The sequence below is a fragment of the Bacillus clarus genome (genome assembly GCF_000746925.1).
Lineage (GTDB): Bacteria > Bacillota > Bacilli > Bacillales > Bacillaceae_G > Bacillus_A > Bacillus_A clarus.
Map to the genome: position 1 here is coordinate 245994 of NZ_JMQC01000009.1, position 21775 is coordinate 267768.

1 protein-coding gene and 1 pseudogene are annotated in these 21775 nt (G+C 37.0%); both read left to right on the forward strand.

All coding sequences use genetic code 11. The annotated features are described in order from the left end of the window. Positions 1-491 precede the first annotated feature (491 nt). A pseudogene (locus tag DJ93_RS27915) lies at positions 492-2184 on the forward strand (hypothetical protein). A 1481-nt stretch (positions 2185-3665) separates the two neighbouring features. After that, positions 3666-21767 (forward strand): non-ribosomal peptide synthase/polyketide synthase, encoded by an 18102-nt coding sequence (locus tag DJ93_RS27920; protein WP_042984684.1) that lies wholly within the window; start codon positions 3666-3668, stop codon positions 21765-21767. Positions 21768-21775 lie beyond the last annotated feature (8 nt).

Sequence of the window (21775 nt, forward strand, 5' to 3'; positions counted from 1 at the left end):
TATTTTAGCTATTTATACAACAGGAAAATTTACAGCGGTATTATGTCCCTTTTTTCATTCAAACATGAAAACTCAATTAGCCTTATCATGTTCCTTTTATATTAAAGAATTTTGGTAATTCCCTAAAAATCAATATTTACAAGGTGTTTTCTGCTTAATTCAATTATTTTTAACATGAAAATTTATAGCCATATCATGTCCCTTTCTAATTTGCAAAAACCTCCTATAAACGTTGATTTAATAATGTTTATAGGGGGTTTTTCATCGTTTTTTTTCTAACGTGAAAATTTATAGCTATATCATGTTCCCACAAAAAATAACACTAATTTCTCAATCCCTTGATACACAAGGGATTAAGGATGTTTTCATCTTTTCATTTTTTCTCTTAAAGGGAAAAATTTCATCAAAGTTCGATTTGGTATAATCATATTTGGTATATTTTATAGCGTTTTGGAATATATTTCCGGATTTGTAACTAGGAGGTGAAAAAGATGGGCAAATCATTCATTATTCGTAATCAACGTTCTCTAAATGGACAACCTACCAATGCAGTTTTAGTGACTTTGAAGTCTGGGCAAAAGCTTGTTGAAACTTTTGAAGAGAAATACTATAGCTTTAAAGATACATACCTTGAAGATATTCTTAATCATATGACATATGAAGAACGTGTTGAGGATGTAGATGGATTTGTGTCACAGGTGAAACCATTTTTTTTACGTCGTATACTGTCTACTACTTCAGAGACTATGGGAAGAAAATATAAACTATATGGAATTACAAACGCAGATCTCGAGGTCTTCTTATATCTACATAAGAAATGTTATACAAATGGGGTCATTCCAAATGTAACAATACATATGATGTGGGAAGATTATAAGCAATATAAAGAAGAATTTTCTTACATACAACATTCACAATTCTACATTGCACTAAGGAAATTAAGCCTACATAACATTATCACAATTGAAAAAAATTCAGATGGCCGATATACAATTAAGCTAACGCATTTTATGAATGAAGAAACTGAAAAAGCCAATGCTTATGTTTATATTAGCCCAGTTGTATTTACAAAAGCTTTCTTTGAACTGTCAGTTGCAGCGAAGAAGCTATTCGTGGACATTGCAATGCAACAGCATAGCGAAACTACTCTAAAACGTTCCTTAGACAAACAAGATGAAAGAGGGAATAAAACTCATTTTGGCGGAATGTATCGCTTTCTACATAAGAAATATCCGCATCAAATTCGTGCAGTGATAGCAGAACTAACAACTGCATTACCATGTACAGGGGCTCCTTTGTTCAAAATTTGCAAACTACAAAAAGGGGTTCAAAATAAAAAAAGATATACAACCTTATATTTATCAATACATACAGATTTCTTATGTACAAAAGAATCAGGAGAGATACAATATTGAGATCCATTAACACCAAGAGCTACATATGCCCGTAAAGCTCGTTTTATTGAATCTGTACTTTAAGAGCTAAACATTGGTGAGTTCGCACATGACATGAATAAATTTATTCATGTACTTAAATATACGTGTCATCGACAAATTCGTAGCGTAATTCATAGCTTGCGTGACATGATAGATCATAATGAAGAATATTCCAAAAAATTAGTGTATACGTTGAAAAAGTTATTAAATCAAACATCTCAATATCAAATCCTTGATACTGCTGTTAAAGAGGGAATTTATTCTCTTATTGCACAACATGTGCCAAAAGAACAAGCTATCTTTGATTTTGGATTGCATTTCTCTATGTACTCTCTTCGAAACATAAAAAAACTGTTCCGTAAAACATATGAGTTATTAAAATGCAAATTTGCTGTCCCTGTGACAGAAGAAGCATATCACCGTAACTATCTAAAGTATCAAGAAGAAACGCTGTTTAGAAAATATGCTTATGAACAGGGCACAAATCTAAATGCTTACATGGCTTTAGAAATAGAAATGTGTGAACTCCGAAAGGCTCGAGGATATAAAGAATGCTTTATTCCTAGTGATATATGTGAGTTGTTCATTGAGAAGATAGATAAAACTACCTAAAGAAAAGCTTCGCATTATTGAAGTATCTGATAATTTCAATCTAATTACTTTTATGCGTGCCTTTGAACAGTTAATACGCACTGGTATTCCAGTAACAACAGCAGAAGACGTACTTGAGGTAATAGAAGCTAACTAACCATAATCAGCTCTCTATTTTGAAAAAATCAAAGTAGAGGGCTATTCGTATTGATACGTTTATTAAAAACTAATTTAGTAATTCTTTATCATAGACAAATATTCTCGATCCTATTATTAATAGGGTCATTTTTATACACCTGTATGTATAAATGTGCTGCAACTATTTAAAATTCCACAAATATTTTCATACCTATTTGTAATAATTTGTATAAAATACGTTCACATATCTATAAAAAATCATCAATATTTATGTGAGTTATGTGAAAAATCAGGATTATGTTAGTAAAATAATGATTTATGTGAATGTATTGTGGCAGATGGAAATAGAGTGCTTCTATCAATATCAAAAATGAAAGATTACGCCTGCTAGGAGTAAATTGTATATTGTTAGGTACACAATTACCTTAGCCGTCCCATTTTTAAGTAAAACATAAATGGGGAAAGTTTACAGAATGAAGATATGTGACATATGGAATTTACTGAAACAATACAGGCTGGTGAAATATCATGAAGTATCCAACTTTCAAACAGAAATTGAAGCAAATTGAGTGTTTATTGGTACTCTCAATTCGAATAATATATTGTAAAATAACATATATTTCTAAGAACTTTTGTTTGTATGATTTGTTCTAGCTACATCCCAAAATCATCATGATGGATTTCTTTATAAAAAAGGCGCCTTATTTGTCGTTAGAACGGTTGGTTTTCAGAAGACTGAATTCTAGTAACATTCCTTTTAAAATATTTTTCGACAGTCTTAACTTGGAAAGATTGTTTAGTAATTTGATTTATGGGAAAATCGTTTTTAAGTAATTCATGGGAGGACAATCTTACTGGAATTAGTTTCGAAATGATTATAAGAAAATTCTTAAAAAACATTTTTTGCGGGATATTCGACAAAAATCGGGGATTAACTTTGGGATGTTCGTTAAAAAACTAAAAAAAAAATATTTTTTCTGAATATTCGACAATTTTCTCAGTTGTAATTATATAACAAAAACTGTAATATAATGTTGTTCAGTCGCAAAATACATAAAATAATGAAAATGCTGAATTGAAAGAAAGATGATTAGTTATAAGTTCGAAAAAAGAGCATATCTGTTTTGTTTGCAAAAAAAGAAGGAGATTTATGGACAGTGGACTGTTGGCAGAGTACAGATGTTCATCTTGTAGGTTAGTTATTTTTCTTTTTTAAAATCCTCTTTTTTAGTGATTCTTTTTCGAATGAGTTATTCGCTACTACGTATCAAATCTTAGAATTTTGTAGTGGGAGGGATATATTTAAAAAATATACTAGCATTAGTTTTGTTTTTGGTTGGAATGTTTTAAATAGCATATTCCTTCGGCTTGTATCGAGAGTTCATGATTTTGAATTAAGTTGGTACTATGTTTATACCCATTCTCGATATATTTTGTAGTTTATTAACATCCATTGTACTGCTTATATAATTTAAATCATATATTGAAGGTGGAGCAGAAATGAAGACAAAAACGATTGAATTATTGCCTTTAACCCAAGCACAAAAAAGAATATGGTATACAGAATTACTTTATCCGAACACAACTGCCTGTATTCTCTCAGGGACAATAAAAATGCAAAACCAGATAGATATAGATGTTTTACAACAATCTTTTCAATCTGTTATTAAAGAAAATGATGCTTTTCGAATAAAATTAACTTTTGAGAATGGTGAAGCGAAGCAGTATGTTGAACCATATACATATAAAGAAGTAGATTATATCGATTTCTCTGAAACATCAACGCGAGATGATGTAGAAAATTGGCTAGATTCTCATAATAGAACCGCTATGAAACTGTATGATTCTGAATTGTATGAAATTACGATATTTAAAATTAATGATGAGGAATATGGCTATAATATTAAAATTCATCACATTATATGTGATGGAATTTCTTTAGCGCAGATTGTTGAGGATGTGAATCAAAATTATGCTGATATGGTAAAAGGAACGTTTTTTGCTACGTATAAAAAACATTCATATCTAGATTATATTCAAGCGGAAGAGGAGTATGAGAAGTCAGCACGCTTTCAAAAAGATAGAGCGTTTTGGTTAGAAAAGTTTCAATCTCTTCCAGATTTCACCGAATTAAAACCTTACAATCCCTTATTAACAAGTACAGCTGCGGAAAGAACATACTTAGAAGTAAGTGTGGATTTTTATCACAAAGTAAGAGCGTTTTGCAAGGAAAATAAAATTAGTATATTCACGTTCTTTTTAGGAGCTTTATATATATATATAAATAAAGTTACAAATGAAAAAAATCTTATTATCGGAACAAATTATGCCAACCGAACCACAAGACAAGAAAAAGAAACGGTAGGAATGTTCACTAGTACAGTGGCCGTTAAAGTTTCTTTAGATTCTGAAGATGATATAATTTCATTTTTGCAACAAGTATCGAAGGAGCAGGCAAAAATTCTTCGACATCAGAAATATCCGTATAATCAGTTGATTAAAGATGTTAGACAAATACATTCTATGCCAGATCTTGGTCGACTCTTTGGTATTACTATGGAATATCGTCCATTTAGGAATATGGTAGATATGGATGGTACTAAATTAGACATAAAAAGTAGTTTCTGTGGAAATGAAGTGAATGACCTTCTTGTTCATGTAGTTGAAAAAATAGATGAGGGATATTTAGAGATATATGCTGATTATCGCACTTGTCTATTTGATGAAAAGTATATTGATGTACTATTCAAACATGTATTCGCAATTGCGGAGCATATCATGAATCATCCTTTTGAAAAAATAGCTGAAGTTTCTCTAATTAATGAATATGAAACGAAACAGTTATTGAATGAATTTAACAATACTTCTTCTGAATATCCACATGAAAAGACAGTATATCAACTGTTCGAAGAACAGGTAGAACGTACACCGGATTATGTTGCGGTTGTATTTGAGGATCAGCAGTTCACGTACCGTGAGCTGAATGAACGAGCGAATCAGCTGGCGCGAACGCTAAGGAAAGAAGGCGTACAGGCAGATCAATTAGTCGGAATTATTGCTAAACATAGTTTGGAGATGGTCGTAGGTATTCTAGCTGTTAGTAAGGCAGGAGGGGCTTACGTACCAATTGATCCACAATATCCGGAAGAACGTATCCAATATGTGTTGGAGGATTCGAAAGCACGTATTGTATTAGTGCATGGTGATGTACATCCGCCACTTTCTTATGACGGAGTCATTATTTCGCTGAGTGAGTCACAATCCTACGATAAACAAACAACAAATCTAGAACCAATAAGTCATGGTAAAGATTTGGCATATGTGATTTATACATCGGGCTCGACAGGTAATCCGAAAGGCGTGTTAATTGAGCATCAAGGTTTAACCAATTATATTTGGTGGGCACGTGAGGTGTATGTAAAAGGGGAGAAAACGAATTTCCCACTATATTCATCGATTTCTTTCGATTTAACTGTGACATCTATCTTTACACCGTTGATAACAGGAAATACGATTCTAGTTTATGATGGTGAGGATAAGGTAGCCTTAATTCCAACGATTATGCAGGATTCACGAGTGGATATTATTAAATTGACTCCAGCTCATTTGCATATCTTAAAAGAAATGAATCTAGCAGAACACACTACTGTGAAAAAGATGATTGTTGGAGGAGAAAATCTAAGCGCTAAATTAGCACGGGACGTTAGTGAACAATCAGATGGTCGCATTTCCATTTATAACGAATATGGTCCAACTGAAACGGTTGTAGGGTGTATGATTTATCGCTTTGATCCAGTGGAAGATAGAAGAGAATATGTTCCGATTGGAAAGCCAGCCGCAAATACGGGTATTTATTTGTTGGATCGACAATTGAATTTGGTACCAACAGGTGTGCAAGGAGAGTTGTATATCGCTGGAGATGGTGTGGCTAGAGGATATCTAAATCAACCAGGATTAACGGCGGAAAAATTCGTTGAAAATCCTTTTATCCCAGGAGAACGCATGTATAGAACAGGGGACTTGGCAAAATGGTTACCAGATGGAAATATTGAGTATATTGGCAGAATCGACGATCAAGTGAAAATTCGAGGATATCGAATTGAATTGGGTGAGGTTGAATCAGTGCTTCAGAAGGTGAATTTGGTTCAAGAGGCTACTGTGATTGTACGAGAGAGTAAGGACGGATTAAAACAATTGTGCGCATATTTCGTCGGAGATGAAAGCTTAACAGTGGGACAACTTCGAGAAGCGATGGCACAAGAATTGCCAGAATATATGATTCCATCTTACTTTGTACAGCTGGAGCAAATGCCATTAACACCAAATGGTAAGATTGATCGTAAAGCATTACCTGCATTAGAAGGGAACTTACAAACAGATACGGAGTATGTTGCGCCGCAAACCTCAATGGAAGAAATGTTAGTCTCGATTTGGCAAACGGTACTTGGTGTTCCGCAAATTGGGGTATTGGATAATTTCTTTGATTTGGGAGGCGACTCAATTAAGTCTATCCAAGTCTCCTCGAGACTGTATCAAGCTGGTTATCGAGTAGATATGAAAAGCTTATTCAAACATTCCACTGTAGCGTCTTTAAGTCCGCATGTGGAGAAAATGACGCGAGTTGCTGAACAAGGGGAAGTAACAGGTGAGGCTAAGTTAACACCAATTCAGCATTGGTTTTTTGACCGTGAGGTGACAGCTCCGCATCACTTTAACCAAGCGTTTATGTTATATCGGAAACAAAGGTTTGATGTGTCAGCTCTTCGTAAGACGATGCAAAAAATTGCCGAGCATCATGATGCGCTGCGGATGGTCTTCCATCAAACAGAACAAGGGTACGAGGCATGGAACCGAGGAATAGAGGAAGAAGAATTATTCAGTCTGGAAGTGATGGATTTCATAGGAAATGGGAATCCGGATTCAGCGATTGAAGAGGCTGTAAATACGATGCAAAGTAGCATTGATTTAAGTGAAGGACCGTTAATGAAACTAGGCTTGTTCCAATGTGAAGAAGGCGATCATTTGTTGATGGTTATCCATCATTTAGTAGTGGATGGCGTTTCTTGGCGAATATTGCTGGAAGATATTGAGGCAGGGTACGATCAGGCGGTAAACGGAGAGAATATTCAATTACCACAAAAAACAGATTCTTTCCAATTATGGGCAGAACAATTATCTCTTTACGCGAACAGTCCAGACATGGAGAAAGAGCGCGAATATTGGAATGAAATTGAACAAATCCCAACGGGATTGTTGCCGAAAAATCAGGAACAAGATTGTGTTTTGATAAAGGATAGTGAAGTCATCACGGTCCAATGGACAGCCTCTGAAACAGAGCAGTTATTAAAACAAGCAAACCGGGCATATAACACTGAAATCAATGATTTATTGTTAACAGCTTTAGGAATGGCGATTCACAAATGGACAGGAATGGAAAACATTGTTGTGAATCTGGAAGGACATGGACGAGAATCCATTCTTTCTGATCTCGATATCACTCGTACAGTAGGATGGTTTACGAGTCAATATCCAGTAGTCCTACCGATTGAAGCAGCGAGCGATATCTCTCACCAAATTAAGAATATTAAAGAAGGATTACGCCACATTCCGAATAAAGGGATTGGATATGGTCTTTTGAAATATCTATCTAAAAATCCAGAAAAACAGATGTTTACACTGAAGCCAGAGATTAGCTTTAACTATCTGGGGCAGTTTGATCAAGATTTGGAGAATACTGCGATGCAGATGTCTTCTTATTCGAGTGGTGATTTCGAGAATAAGAATCATGAAAGATCGTATGTTCTGGATATTAATGGAATGATATCTGGTGGGAATTTATCACTAGGAATTAGCTACAGTAAAAAGCAATACCAAAGAGAAACGATAGAACAATTGGCGAATGGGCTGCAAGCGAGCCTACAAGAGGTCATTGAACATTGTGTAACGAAAGAGCGTGCGGAGCTCACACCAAGTGATATTATTTTCAAAGGAATGACAATGGAAGCATTAGATCGTATTGTACAGGAAACAAAGCACATAGGCGAAATTGAAGATGTGTATCCGTTAACTCCAATGCAGAAAGGTATGTTATTTCATAGCTTGATGAATCCGCAATCGGAAGCTTATTTTGAACAAGCAACGTTTGATGTGCAGGGTAGTATGAATCTAAAGGCGTTCGCTCAAAGTTTAGAACAGTTAGTGCAAAGACATGCTATATTACGAACTAACTTTGTGAGTGCTTGGAATGATGAGCCGTTACAAATCGTATACCGAAATAGAAAAATCGACTTTCATTATGAAGATCTTCAGGAAATGGAAGAGTCATCACGTGAAGATTGGGTGAAGAAGTATACGACTGAAGATAAAGAAAGAGGATTTAATCTTGCTGAAGATGCATTAATGCGTATGACAATCTTACGTACCGAGGAGCAAACGTACCGTGTTATTTGGAGTTTCCACCATATCTTAATGGATGGTTGGTGCATGCCACTGGTAATACAAGAAATCTTCGAAACTTACTATGCTATTCAGGAACAAAGGGAATCTAAATTATCCGTGGTAACGCCATATAGTGACTATATTGAATGGTTAGAAACACAAAATCATGAAGAGGCCTCTAAATATTGGAATGATTATTTAGAAGGGTATGAAGGGCAAACACTATTGCCAAAAGTTACTTCTTCTAATGAGAATGAAAACTATATTTCAGGTAACTTAGTTTGGAATCTTGGCAAAGAATTGACGGAGCAATTGAAACAGGTAGCGAATAGTAATCAAGTTACTTTGAATACACTAATGCAGACAGCATGGGGCGTATTGTTGCAGAGATATAATAACAGTACCGATGCCGTATTTGGAAGTGTAGTCTCCGGAAGACCATCAGAAATATTGGGTGTAGAAAATATCATTGGATTATTTATTAACACAATTCCTGTGCGTATTCGTTGTGACGCGGAAGATTCCTTTGTAGAAGTGATGAAAAGGAATCAGAAGCAGGCGGTAGCCTCACATGTATACGATACGCATCCGTTGTATGACATACAGGGACAAACGGAACAAAAGCAGGACTTGATCACCCATATTATGGTGTTTGAAAACTATCCTTTAGAACAACAAATAGAATTTACAGGAAATCATGATGAGTCTAATTTGAAAATTATGAATATCTCTATGGCTGAACAAACAAATTATGACTTGAATACGATTGTAGTACCTGGAAAAGAGATGCAGGTACAATTTGAATACAATGCCAATGTATATGATTATGCAAGTGTAGAACGAATTCGTGGTCATTTGATTCAAGTTATTAAGCAAGTTGTAAATAACCCACAAATTTGTATACAAGATTTAGAATTGGTAACAGCGGAAGAGAAAACGCAGATTCTCGAAGTATTCAATGATACAACGACTGAATATCCACGTGAAAAGACTATCCACCAATTGTTCGAAGAACAGGTGGAGCGCACACCAGATCATATTGCGGCAGTATTCGAAGGGCAGCAATTGACATATCGTGAGTTGAATGAACGAGCGAACCGGTTGGCGCGGACGCTAAGAGATGAAGGCGTACAGGCAAATCAGTTAGTTGGAATTATGGCAGAACGTTCATTAGAAATGATTGTGGGGACACTTGGAATATTAAAAGCAGGTGGTGCTTATGTACCGATTGATCCAGAATATCCTGAGGAACGAATTCGTTACATGCTAGAGGATAGTAACATCAGTATCTTGCTGACGCAGTATGCATCTGCAATACAAACGGATCGTTTTAATTTCTCTGGAATCTTGATTGATTTGAGTAATCCAAGTTCGTATAAAGATGATAATACCAATCTTCCGTTGGTTACAGTTGCTGAGGACTTAGCGTACGTTATGTATACGTCAGGTTCCACGGGGCAACCAAAAGGGGTATTGATAGAACAACGAAGTGTTGTACGCTTAGTTCAAAATACTAATTATGTAGAATTCGCTGAAGGAGACCGGATTTTGATGACCGGAGCCTTAGTGTTTGATGCTTGTACTTTTGAAATTTGGGGTGCTTTATTAAATGGATTACAGTTATATATCGTTCCAGAGACGGTTATTTTAAGCGTTGAAAAGCTTAATGAAGCGTTGAAGCAATATCAAATTAAGACAATGTGGTTAACATCGCCGTTGTTCAATCAATTGGCTCTACAAAATCCTGAATTATTTTCTTCACTTCGATATTTATTGGTAGGTGGAGATGCGCTATCGCCAAACACAATTTCAATGGTGAGAAGCAGTTGTCCTAACCTTACAATTATCAACGGTTATGGACCGACGGAAAATACAACATTCTCCTGCAGTTTTCCTATTAGCAAGGAGTATTCAAACATTCCGATAGGTCGACCAATTGCAAATTCCACTGTTTATATTGTGGACGAGTCGAACAAACTTCTACCTGTTGGAGTACAGGGAGAAATATGTGTCGGTGGAGATGGTCTTGCTCGGGGGTACCTGAATCGAGATGAGTTGACAAGGGAAAAATTTGTAACCAACCCATTTGTACCTGGCGAAAGAATGTACCGGACTGGTGACATCGGTAGATGGCTATCTGATGGAACAATCGAATATTTAGGAAGAATGGATCATCAGGTGAAAATTCGAGGGTATCGAATTGAACTAGGAGAGATTGAGTCAACGTTACAGAAAGTAGAGCTGGTTCGAGAAGCCATTGTTATTGTACGAGAGAATGAAAATGGATTAAAACAATTGTGCGCATACTTTGTTGGAGATGAAAGCTTAACAGTGGGACAACTTCGAGAAGCGATGTCACAAGAATTACCAGATTATATGATTCCATCTTACTTTGTACAACTGGAGCAAATGCCATTAACACCAAATGGTAAGATTGATCGTAAAGCGTTACCTGAGCCAGAAGGAAATTTACAAACAGGTACGGAGTATGTTGCGCCGCAAACTCCAATAGAAGAAATGTTAGTCTCAATTTGGCAAACGGTACTTGGTGTTCCGCAAATTGGAATATTAGACAATTTCTTTGATTTAGGAGGCGACTCAATTAAATCTATTCAAGTCTCTTCGAGACTGCATCAAGCTGGTTATCGAGTAGATATGAAGGATTTATTCAAATATTCGACTGTGGTGTCTTTAAGTCCGCATGTGAAGCAAATGACGCGAGTTGCGAAACAAGACGAAGTAACAGGCGACGCTAAATTAACACCAATTCAGCTTTGGTTCTTTGAAAATCAGATTGCAGATCCTCACCATCTTAACCAGGCATTCATGTTATATCGGAAACAAGGATTTGATGTATTAGCCCTTCGTAAGACGATGCAAAAAATTGCCGAGCATCATGATGCGCTGCGGATGGTCTTCCATCAAACAGAACAAGGGTATGAGGCATGGAACCGAGGAATAGAGGAAGAAGAATTATTCAACTTAGAAGTGATGGATTTCACAGGGAATGAGAATCCGGCTTCAGCGATTGAAGAGGCTGCGAATGCGATTCAAAGTAGCATTAATTTAAGTGAAGGGCCGTTAATGAAACTAGGCTTGTTCCAATGTGAAGAAGGCGACCATTTGTTGATTGTTATCCATCATTTAGTGGTAGACGGTATTTCTTGGCGGATATTACTGGAAGATATCGGGACAGGATATGAACAAGTGGTAAACGAAGAGGCGATTCAATTGCCACAAAAAACAGATTCTTTCCAATTATGGGCAGAACAATTATCCCTTTACGCGAATAGTCCAGAGATGGAGAAAGAGCGCGAATATTGGAATGAAATCGAGCAAATCCCAACGGGATTGTTGCCGAAAGATAAGGAACAAGATTATGGTTTGATAAAGGATAGCGAAGTCATCACTATCCAATGGACAGCCTCTGAAACAGAGCAGTTATTAAAACAAACAAACCGAGCATATAACACTGAAATCAATGATTTATTGTTAACAGCTTTAGGAATGGCAGTTTATCAGTGGACAGGAATGGAAAGAATCGCTGTAAATCTGGAAGGACATGGACGAGAATCTATTCTTTCTGATCTTGATATTACTCGTACAGTAGGCTGGTTTACGAGTCAATATCCAGTAGTCTTGCCAATTGAAGCAGGGAGCGACATCTCTTACCGGATTAAGGATATTAAAGAAGGATTACGTCAAATTCCGAATAAAGGGATTGGATATGGTCTTTTAAAATACTTATCTGAAAATCAAGAAAAGCAGCCATCTATACTGAAGCCAGAAATTAGCTTTAACTATCTCGGTCAGTTTGACCAAGACTTAGAGAATAGTGCGATGCAAATATCAACTTATTCGAGTGGTTCAGATGTAAGTGGAGAGCAAAGCAGACCGTTTGCGCTAATTATTAATGGTATTCTAACAGATGGAAAATTATCATTAGGAATTAATTACAGTAGAAAGCAATATGAAAGAGAAACAATAGAACAATTGGCGAATGGGCTACAAGCGAGCCTACGAGAAGTCATTGAACATTGCGTAACAAAAGAGCGAGCAGAGCTCACACCAAGTGATATTACATTTAAAGGGATGACAATCGAAGCATTAGATCGCGTTGTACAGGAAACAAAGCACATAGGCGAAATCGAAAATGTGTATCCATTAACTCCAATGCAGAAGGGTATGTTATTCCACAGCTTATTGAACTCACAATCGGAAGCTTATTTTGAACAAGCAAGGTTCGATATACAGGGAAATGTGAATATAGAGGCATTTTCTCAAAGTGTGGAGCAATTGGTGCAAAGACATGCCATATTCCGAACTAACTTTGTGAGTGCTTGGAATGATGAGCCGTTACAAGTTGTATACCGAAATCGAAAAATCGACTTTCATTATGAAGATCTTCATGAAATGGAAGAGTCATCATGTGAAGAATGGATAAAGGTGTATACGAATGAAGATAGGGAAAGAGGATTTGACCTCGTTGAAGATGCATTAATGCGTATGACTATCTTACGTACTGAGGAGCAAATGTACCGTGTTATTTGGAGTTTCCACCATATCTTAATGGATGGTTGGTGTATCCCACTGGTGACACAGGAAATCTTCGAAGCTTACTATGCTATTCAGGAGCAAAGAGAACCTAAATTATCTGTAGTAACACCATATAGTGATTATATTGAATGGTTAGAAACGCAAGATCATGAAGAATCATCTGAATATTGGAATGATTATTTAGAGGGGTATGAAGGACAAACATTATTACCAAAAGAAAACTTGAAAAATGAAGCTGAAGGTTATGTTTTGGAAGAGCTACTTTGTGAGTTTGATAGAGAATTAACGCAGAAGATGAAACAGGTAGCTAGTGATAATCAAGTCACAATCAACAGCTTAATTCAGACAGCATGGGGAGCGCTACTACAGAAATATAATGGCAGTCAGGATGTTGTATTTGGAAGTGTTGTATCAGGAAGACCAGCTGTTATACCAGGTATAGAAAATATGATTGGTTTATTCATTAACACGATTCCTGTGCGTATTCGTTGTGACGCGGAAGAAGCTTTTGTAGAAGTGATGAAAAAGAATCAAAAGCAGGCAGTAGCCTCACATGCATACGATACGCATCCATTGTATGAAATACAGGCACAAACGGAACAAAAACAGGACTTAATCACACATCTTATGGTGTTTGAGAACTATCCTACAGAGACAGAAATGGAACGTGTTGGTAACCAGTCCGAAAACCTATTAGAAGTCAAGAATGCAAATATGGAAGAACAGACAAGCTATGATTTTAATGTAATTGTTGTTCCTGGTGAAGAATTTAAAGTTCGACTTAATTACAATGCCAATGTATATGATCATACAAGTGTAGAACGAATTCGTGGTCATTTGATTCAAGTTATTAAGCAAGTTGTAAATAACCCACAAATTTGTATACAAGATTTAGAATTGGTAACAGCGGAAGAGAAAACACAGATTCTCGAAGTATTCAATGATACAACGACTGAATATCCACGTGAAAAGACTATCCACCAATTGTTCGAAGAACAGGTGGAGCGTACACCAGATCAAATTGCGGCAGTATTCGAAGGGCAGCAATTGACATATCGTGAGTTGAATGAACGAGCGAACCGGTTGGCGCGGACGCTAAGAGATGAAGGCGTACAGGCAAATCAGTTAGTTGGAATTATGGCAGAACGTTCATTAGAAATGATTGTGGGGACACTTGGAATATTAAAAGCAGGTGGTGCTTATGTACCGATTGATCCAGAATATCCTGAGGAACGAATTCGTTACATGCTAGAGGATAGTAACATCAGTATCTTGCTGACGCAGTATGCATCTGCAATACAAACGGATCGTTTTAATTTCTCTGGAATCTTGATTGATTTGAGTAATCCAAGTTCGTATAAAGATGATAATACCAATCTTCCGTTGGTTACAGTTGCTGAGGACTTAGCGTACGTTATGTATACGTCAGGTTCCACGGGGCAACCAAAAGGGGTATTGATAGAACAACGAAGTGTTGTACGCTTAGTTCAAAATACTAATTATGTAGAATTCGCTGAAGGAGACCGGATTTTGATGACCGGAGCCTTAGTGTTTGATGCTTGTACTTTTGAAATTTGGGGTGCTTTATTAAATGGATTACAGTTATATATCGTTCCAGAGACGGTTATTTTAAGCGTTGAAAAGCTTAATGAAGCGTTGAAGCAATATCAAATTAAGACAATGTGGTTAACATCGCCGTTGTTCAATCAATTGGCTCTACAAAATCCTGAATTATTTTCTTCACTTCGATATTTATTGGTAGGTGGAGATGCGCTATCGCCAAACACAATTTCAATGGTGAGAAGCAGTTGTCCTAACCTTACAATTATCAACGGTTATGGACCGACGGAAAATACAACATTCTCCTGCAGTTTTCCTATTAGCAAGGAGTATTCAAACATTCCGATAGGTCGACCAATTGCAAATTCCACTGTTTATATTGTGGACGAGTCGAACAAACTTCTACCTGTTGGAGTACAGGGAGAAATATGTGTCGGTGGAGATGGTCTTGCTCGGGGGTACCTGAATCGAGATGAGTTGACAAGGGAAAAATTTGTAACCAACCCATTTGTACCTGGCGAAAGAATGTACCGGACTGGTGACATCGGTAGATGGCTATCTGATGGAACAATCGAATATTTAGGAAGAATGGATCATCAGGTGAAAATTCGAGGGTATCGAATTGAACTAGGAGAGATTGAGTCAACGTTACAGAAAGTAGAGCTGGTTCGAGAAGCCATTGTTATTGTACGAGAGAATGAAAATGGATTAAAACAATTGTGCGCATACTTTGTTGGAGATGAAAGCTTAACAGTGGGACAACTTCGAGAAGCGATGTCACAAGAATTACCAGATTATATGATTCCATCTTACTTTGTACAACTGGAGCAAATGCCATTAACACCAAATGGTAAGATTGATCGTAAAGCGTTACCTGAGCCAGAAGGAAATTTACAAACAGGTACGGAGTATGTTGCGCCGCAAACTCCAATAGAAGAAATGTTAGTCTCAATTTGGCAAACGGTACTTGGTGTTCCGCAAATTGGAATATTAGACAATTTCTTTGATTTAGGAGGCGACTCAATTAAATCTATTCAAGTCTCTTCGAGACTACATCAAGCTGGTTATCGAGTAGAGATGAAAAATTTATTCAAATATTCGACTGTTGCGTCTTTAAGTCCGCATGTGGAGAAAATGACGCGAGTTGTTGAACAAGGCGAAGTAACAGGAGAGGCTACGTTAACACCAATTCAACGTTGGTTTTTCGACCGCGAGGTGACAGCTCCTCATCACTTTAACCAAGCGTTTATGTTATACCGGAAACAAGGGTTTGATGTATCAGCTCTTCGTAAGACGATGCAAAAAATTGCTGAGCATCATGATGCGCTGCGGATGGTCTTCCGTCAAACCGAACAAGGGTATGAGGTATGGAACCGAGGAATAGAAGAAGAATTATTCAACTTGGAAGTGATGGATTTCACTGGAAACGTAAATCCTGCCTCAGCGATTGAAGAGGCTGTAAATAGGATTCAAAGTAGCATTGATTTAAGTGAAGGGCCATTAATGAAACTAGGCTTGTTCCAATGTGAAGAAGGCGATCATTTGTTGATTGTTATCCATCATTTAGTAGTGGATGGTGTTTCTTGGCGGATATTACTGGAAGATATCGGGGTAGGATATGAACAAGTGGTAAACGAAGAGGCGATTCAACTGCCACAAAAAACAGATTCTTTCCAATTATGGGCAGAACAATTATCCCTTTACGCGAATAGTTCAGATATGGAAAAAGAGCGTGAATATTGGAATGAGATCGAGCAAATCCCAACGGGATTGTTGCCGAAGGATGAGGAACAAGATTGTGGTTTGATAAAGGATAGTGAAGACATCACGGTCCAATGGACAGCTGCTGAAACGGAGCAGTTATTAAAACAAGCAAACCGGGCATATAACACTGAAATCAATGATTTATTGTTAACAGCTTTAGGAATGGCGATTCATCAGTGGACAGGAATGGAAAACATTGTTGTGAATTTAGAAGGACATGGACGAGAATCTATTCTTTCTGATCTCGATATCACTCGTACAGTAGGCTGGTTTACGAGTCAATATCCAGTAGTCTTGCCGATTGAAGCAGGAAGCAATGTTTCTCATCAGATTAAGAATATTAAAGAAGGATTACGCCACATTCCGAATAAAGGGATTGGATACGGTCTTTTAAAATATCTATCTGAAAATCAAGAAAAGCAGACCTTTACATTGAATCCAGAGATTAGCTTCAACTATTTGGGGCAGTTTGACCAAGACTTAGAGAATAGTGCGATGCAAATATCTTCTTATTCAAGTGGTTTATCTGCAAATACAAATCAACTAAGAGTATTTGTTTTAGATATTAATAGTATGATTTTAGATGGAAAAATGTCGCTTACAATTAACTATAATCGTAAACAATACCGAAGAGAAACAATAGAACAATTGGCGAATGGGCTGCAAGCGAGTCTACAAGAAGTCATTGAACATTGTGTAACGAAAGAGCGAGTGGAGCTCACACCAAGTGATATTATTTTTAAAGGGATGACGATTGAAGCATTAGATCGCGTTGTACAGGAAACCAAGCACATAGGTGAAATTGAAGATGTGTATCCGTTAACTCCAACGCAAAAAGGTATGTTATTTCATAGCTTGATGAATCCGCAATCGGAAGCTTATTTTGAACAAGCAACGTTTGATATGCAGGGAAGTATGAATATAAAGGTATTCACTCAAGGTTTAGAACAGTTGGTGCAAAGACATTCCATATTCCGAACTAACTTTGTTGCAAGTACTTGGAATGATGAGCCGTTACAAATCGTATACCGAAATAGAAAAATCGACTTTCATTATGAAGATCTTCAGGAAATGGAAGAGTCATCACGTGAAGATTGGGTGAAGAAGTATACGACTGAAGATAAAGAAAGAGGATTTAATCTTGCTGAAGAGGCATTAATGCGTATGACAATCTTACGCACCGAGGAGCAAACGTACCGTGTTATTTGGAGTTTCCACCATATCTTAATGGATGGTTGGTGTATCCCACTGGTGACACAGGAAATCTTCGAAATATATTATGCTATTCAGGAACAAAGAGAGCCTAAGTTATCTGTAGTAACGCCATATAGTAACTATATTGAATGGTTAGAAGCACAAAATCATGAAGAGGCCTCTAAATATTGGAATGATTATTTAGAAGGGTATGAGGGGCAAACACTGTTGCCAAAAGTTACTTCTAGTAGAGAGAATGAAAACTATATTTCAGGTAACTTAGTTTGGAACCTTGGCAAAGAATTGACGGAGCAATTGAAACAGGTAGCGAATAGTAATCAAGTTACTTTGAATACGCTAATGCAGACAGCATGGGGCGTATTGTTGCAGAGATATAATAACAGTACTGATGTCGTATTCGGGAGTGTAGTCTCCGGAAGACCATCGGAAATATTGGGTGTAGAAAATATCATTGGATTATTTATTAACACAATTCCTGTGCGTATTCGTTGTGATGCGGAAGATTCCTTTGTAGAAGTGATGAAAAGAAATCAGAAGCAGGCGGTAGCCTCACATGCATACGATACGCATCCGTTGTATGAAATACAGGCACAAACGGAACAAAAGCAGGATTTAATTACCCATATTATGGTATTTGAAAACTATCCTTTAGAACAACAAATGGAGCATAGCGAAAATCGTAGTGAAACAGATTTAACAATAGAAAATGTAAGTATGACTGAACAAACGAATTATGATTTTAACGTTATTGTGATTCCTGATGAAGAAGTAAAAATGCATTTTGAGTACAATGCGAACGTATACGATTATGCTAATGTAACGCGAATAAAGGATCATCTAATTCAAATTATGGAGCAGGTTGTAAATGATGCGCAATTGTGCGTACAAGAATTAGAATTAGTAACAGTGGAAGAGAAAATGCAGGTTCTCGAAGTATTCAATGACACAGCTGTTGAATATCCGCATGAAAAGACAGTATATCAACTGTTCGAAGAACAGGTAGAACGTACACCGGATCATCTTGCGGTTGTATTCGAGGATCAGCAGTTCACGTACCGTGAGCTGAATGAACGAGCGAATCAGCTGGCGCGAACACTAAGGAAAGAAGGCGTACAGGCGGATCAGTTAGTCGGAATTATTGCTAAACATAGTTTGGAGATGGTCGTAGGAATTCTAGCTGTTAGTAAGGCAGGAGGGGCTTACGTACCAATTGATCCACAATATCCGGAAGAACGTATCCAATATGTGTTGGAGGATTCGAAAGCACGTATTGTATTAGTGCATGGTGATGTACATCCGCCACTTTCTTATGACGGAGTCATTATTTCGCTGAGTGAGTCACAATCCTACGATAAACAAACAACAAATCTAGAACCAATAAGTCATGGTAAAGATCTGGCATATGTGATTTATACATCGGGCTCGACAGGTAATCCGAAAGGCGTGTTAATTGAGCATCAAGGTTTAACCAATTATATTTGGTGGGCACGTGAGGTGTATGTACAAGGGGAGAAAACGAATTTCCCGTTATATTCATCGGTTTCTTTCGACTTAACTGTAACGTCTGTCTTTACACCGTTGATAACAGGAAATACGATTCTAGTTTATGATGGTGAGGATAAGGCAGCTTTAATTCCAACGATTATGCAGGATTCACGAGTGGATATTATTAAATTGACTCCAGCTCATTTGCATATCTTAAAAGAAATGAATCTAGCAGAACACACTACTGTGAAAAAGATGATTGTTGGAGGAGAAAATCTAAGCGCTAAATTAGCACGGGAAGTTAGTGAACAATCAGATGGTCACATTTCCATTTATAACGAATATGGTCCAACTGAAACGGTTGTAGGATGTATGATTTATCGCTTTGATCCAGTGGAAGATAGAAGAGAATATGTTCCGATTGGAAAGCCAGCCGCAAATACGAGCATTTATTTGTTGGATCGACAATTGAATTTGGTACCAACAGGTGTGCAAGGAGAGTTGTATATCGCTGGAGATGGTGTGGCTAGAGGATATCTAAATCAACCGGGGTTAACGGCGGAAAAATTCGTAGAAAATCCTTTTAGCCCAGGAGAGCGCATGTATAGAACAGGGGACTTGGCAAAATGGTTACCAGATGGAAATATTGAGTATATTGGCAGAATCGACGATCAAGTGAAAATTCGAGGATATCGAATTGAATTGGGTGAGGTTGAATCAGTGCTTCAGAAGGTGAATTTGGTTCAAGAGGCTACTGTGATTGTACGAGAGAGTAAGGACGGATTAAAACAATTGTGCGCATATTTCGTCGGAGATGAAAGCTTAACAGTGGGACAACTTCGAGAAGCGATGGCACAAGAATTGCCAGAATATATGATTCCAGCTTACTTTGTACAGCTCGTCCAAATGCCATTAACACAAAATGGTAAGATCGATCGTAAAGCATTGCCTGAGCCAGAAGGGAATTTACAAACAGGTATAGAGTATGTTGCACCTCGTACAAGGATAGAAGAACAGTTGATTGAGATATGGAAAGAGGTTCTATTCAATCATCATATTGGGGTTAAGGACAACTTCTTTGATGTTGGTGGGCATTCATTAAGAGCGACTACACTCGTATCTAAGATTCATAAACAGATGAACGTCAATGTTATGGTAAGAGATGTCTTCCGATATCAGACAGTTGAACAAATGGCTGAATTTATTACTGGTAGTGAGGGACAGACTTACTTGTCTATTCCAGTGACACCAACAAGAACGTATTATCCAGTCTCTTCGACACAAAAGCGTATGTACATTTTGAGTCAATTAGAAGGTGGAGAGTTAAGTTACAATATGCCGGGTGTAATGATTGTGGAAGGAGAACTTGATTCTGCTCGTGTAGAAGAAGCATTCCGAAACTTAATTCAACGTCATGAGTCATTACGGACAAGTTTTGAGATGATTCAGGGAGAACCCGTGCAGCACATACATTCTGAAGTGATGTTTTCTCTCGAAAAGATACAAGCTGAAAAAGAGGAGATAGATACACATATCGATCGTTTCGTACGTCCATTTAATTTGCAAGAGGCACCGTTATTGCGAGTTGGATTAATTGAAATTCGTAAGGATTACCATGTGTTGTTGTTTGATATACATCATATTATTTCTGATGGTGTCTCAACAAATCTTATCATCGAGGAATTTATTCAGTTGTATGAAGATGAGTCACAGCCACCGCTTCGAATCCAGTACAAGGATTACGCAGTTTGGCAACAAAGTGAAATGCAAAGTGAACGAATGAGAAAACAGGAAGCGTATTGGCTGAATATGTTTGAGGGGGAAATTCCAGAGTTAGAGCTACCAATCGATTATGAGAGACCATCGGTACGAAGCTACGAGGGGGACATAGTAGAATTTACAATTGACAAACAAATTAGCGACGGATTAAAAGAGATAGAAAAACAAACAGGAGCGACATTGTATATGGTTTTATTAGCGGCATATACAACACTATTAGCAAAATATAGTGGTCAAGAGGATATTATTGTAGGGACTCCTATCGCAGGAAGAACGCATGCTGATTTAGAGCCAATCATTGGAATGTTTGTTAATACGTTAGCGATACGAAATTATCCAGTGGGAGACAAAACGTTCTATACGTATGTTCAAGAAGTGAAAGAAACAATGTTAAATGCGTATGAGAACCAGGAGTATCCTTTTGAAGAGCTGGTTCAAAAAGTAAATATAAAAAGAGATAAGAGCCGTAACCCACTATTTGATACAATGTTTGTTTTACAAAATACCGAAGAAACAGAGCTTCAAATAGAAAATTTAGTATTTAAACCTTATGTTCGAGATCATACGATAGCTAAGTTTGATTTAACATTGTTTGTAAATCTTGATGGTGAACAACTCAAATGTAGTTTTGAATTCTGTGAGAAATTATTTGAAAAGAGCAGAATTAATGAATTATCAAAAGATTTCTTGATAGTTTTATCAGAAGTTGTTAAAAACCAAAATGTTCAATTACACAATGTCAAATTAAGCGAAAAAGCAATAAAAAGTGAAAGTTCTATCCGAGAAATTGAACTGAATTTTTGATGTATTTT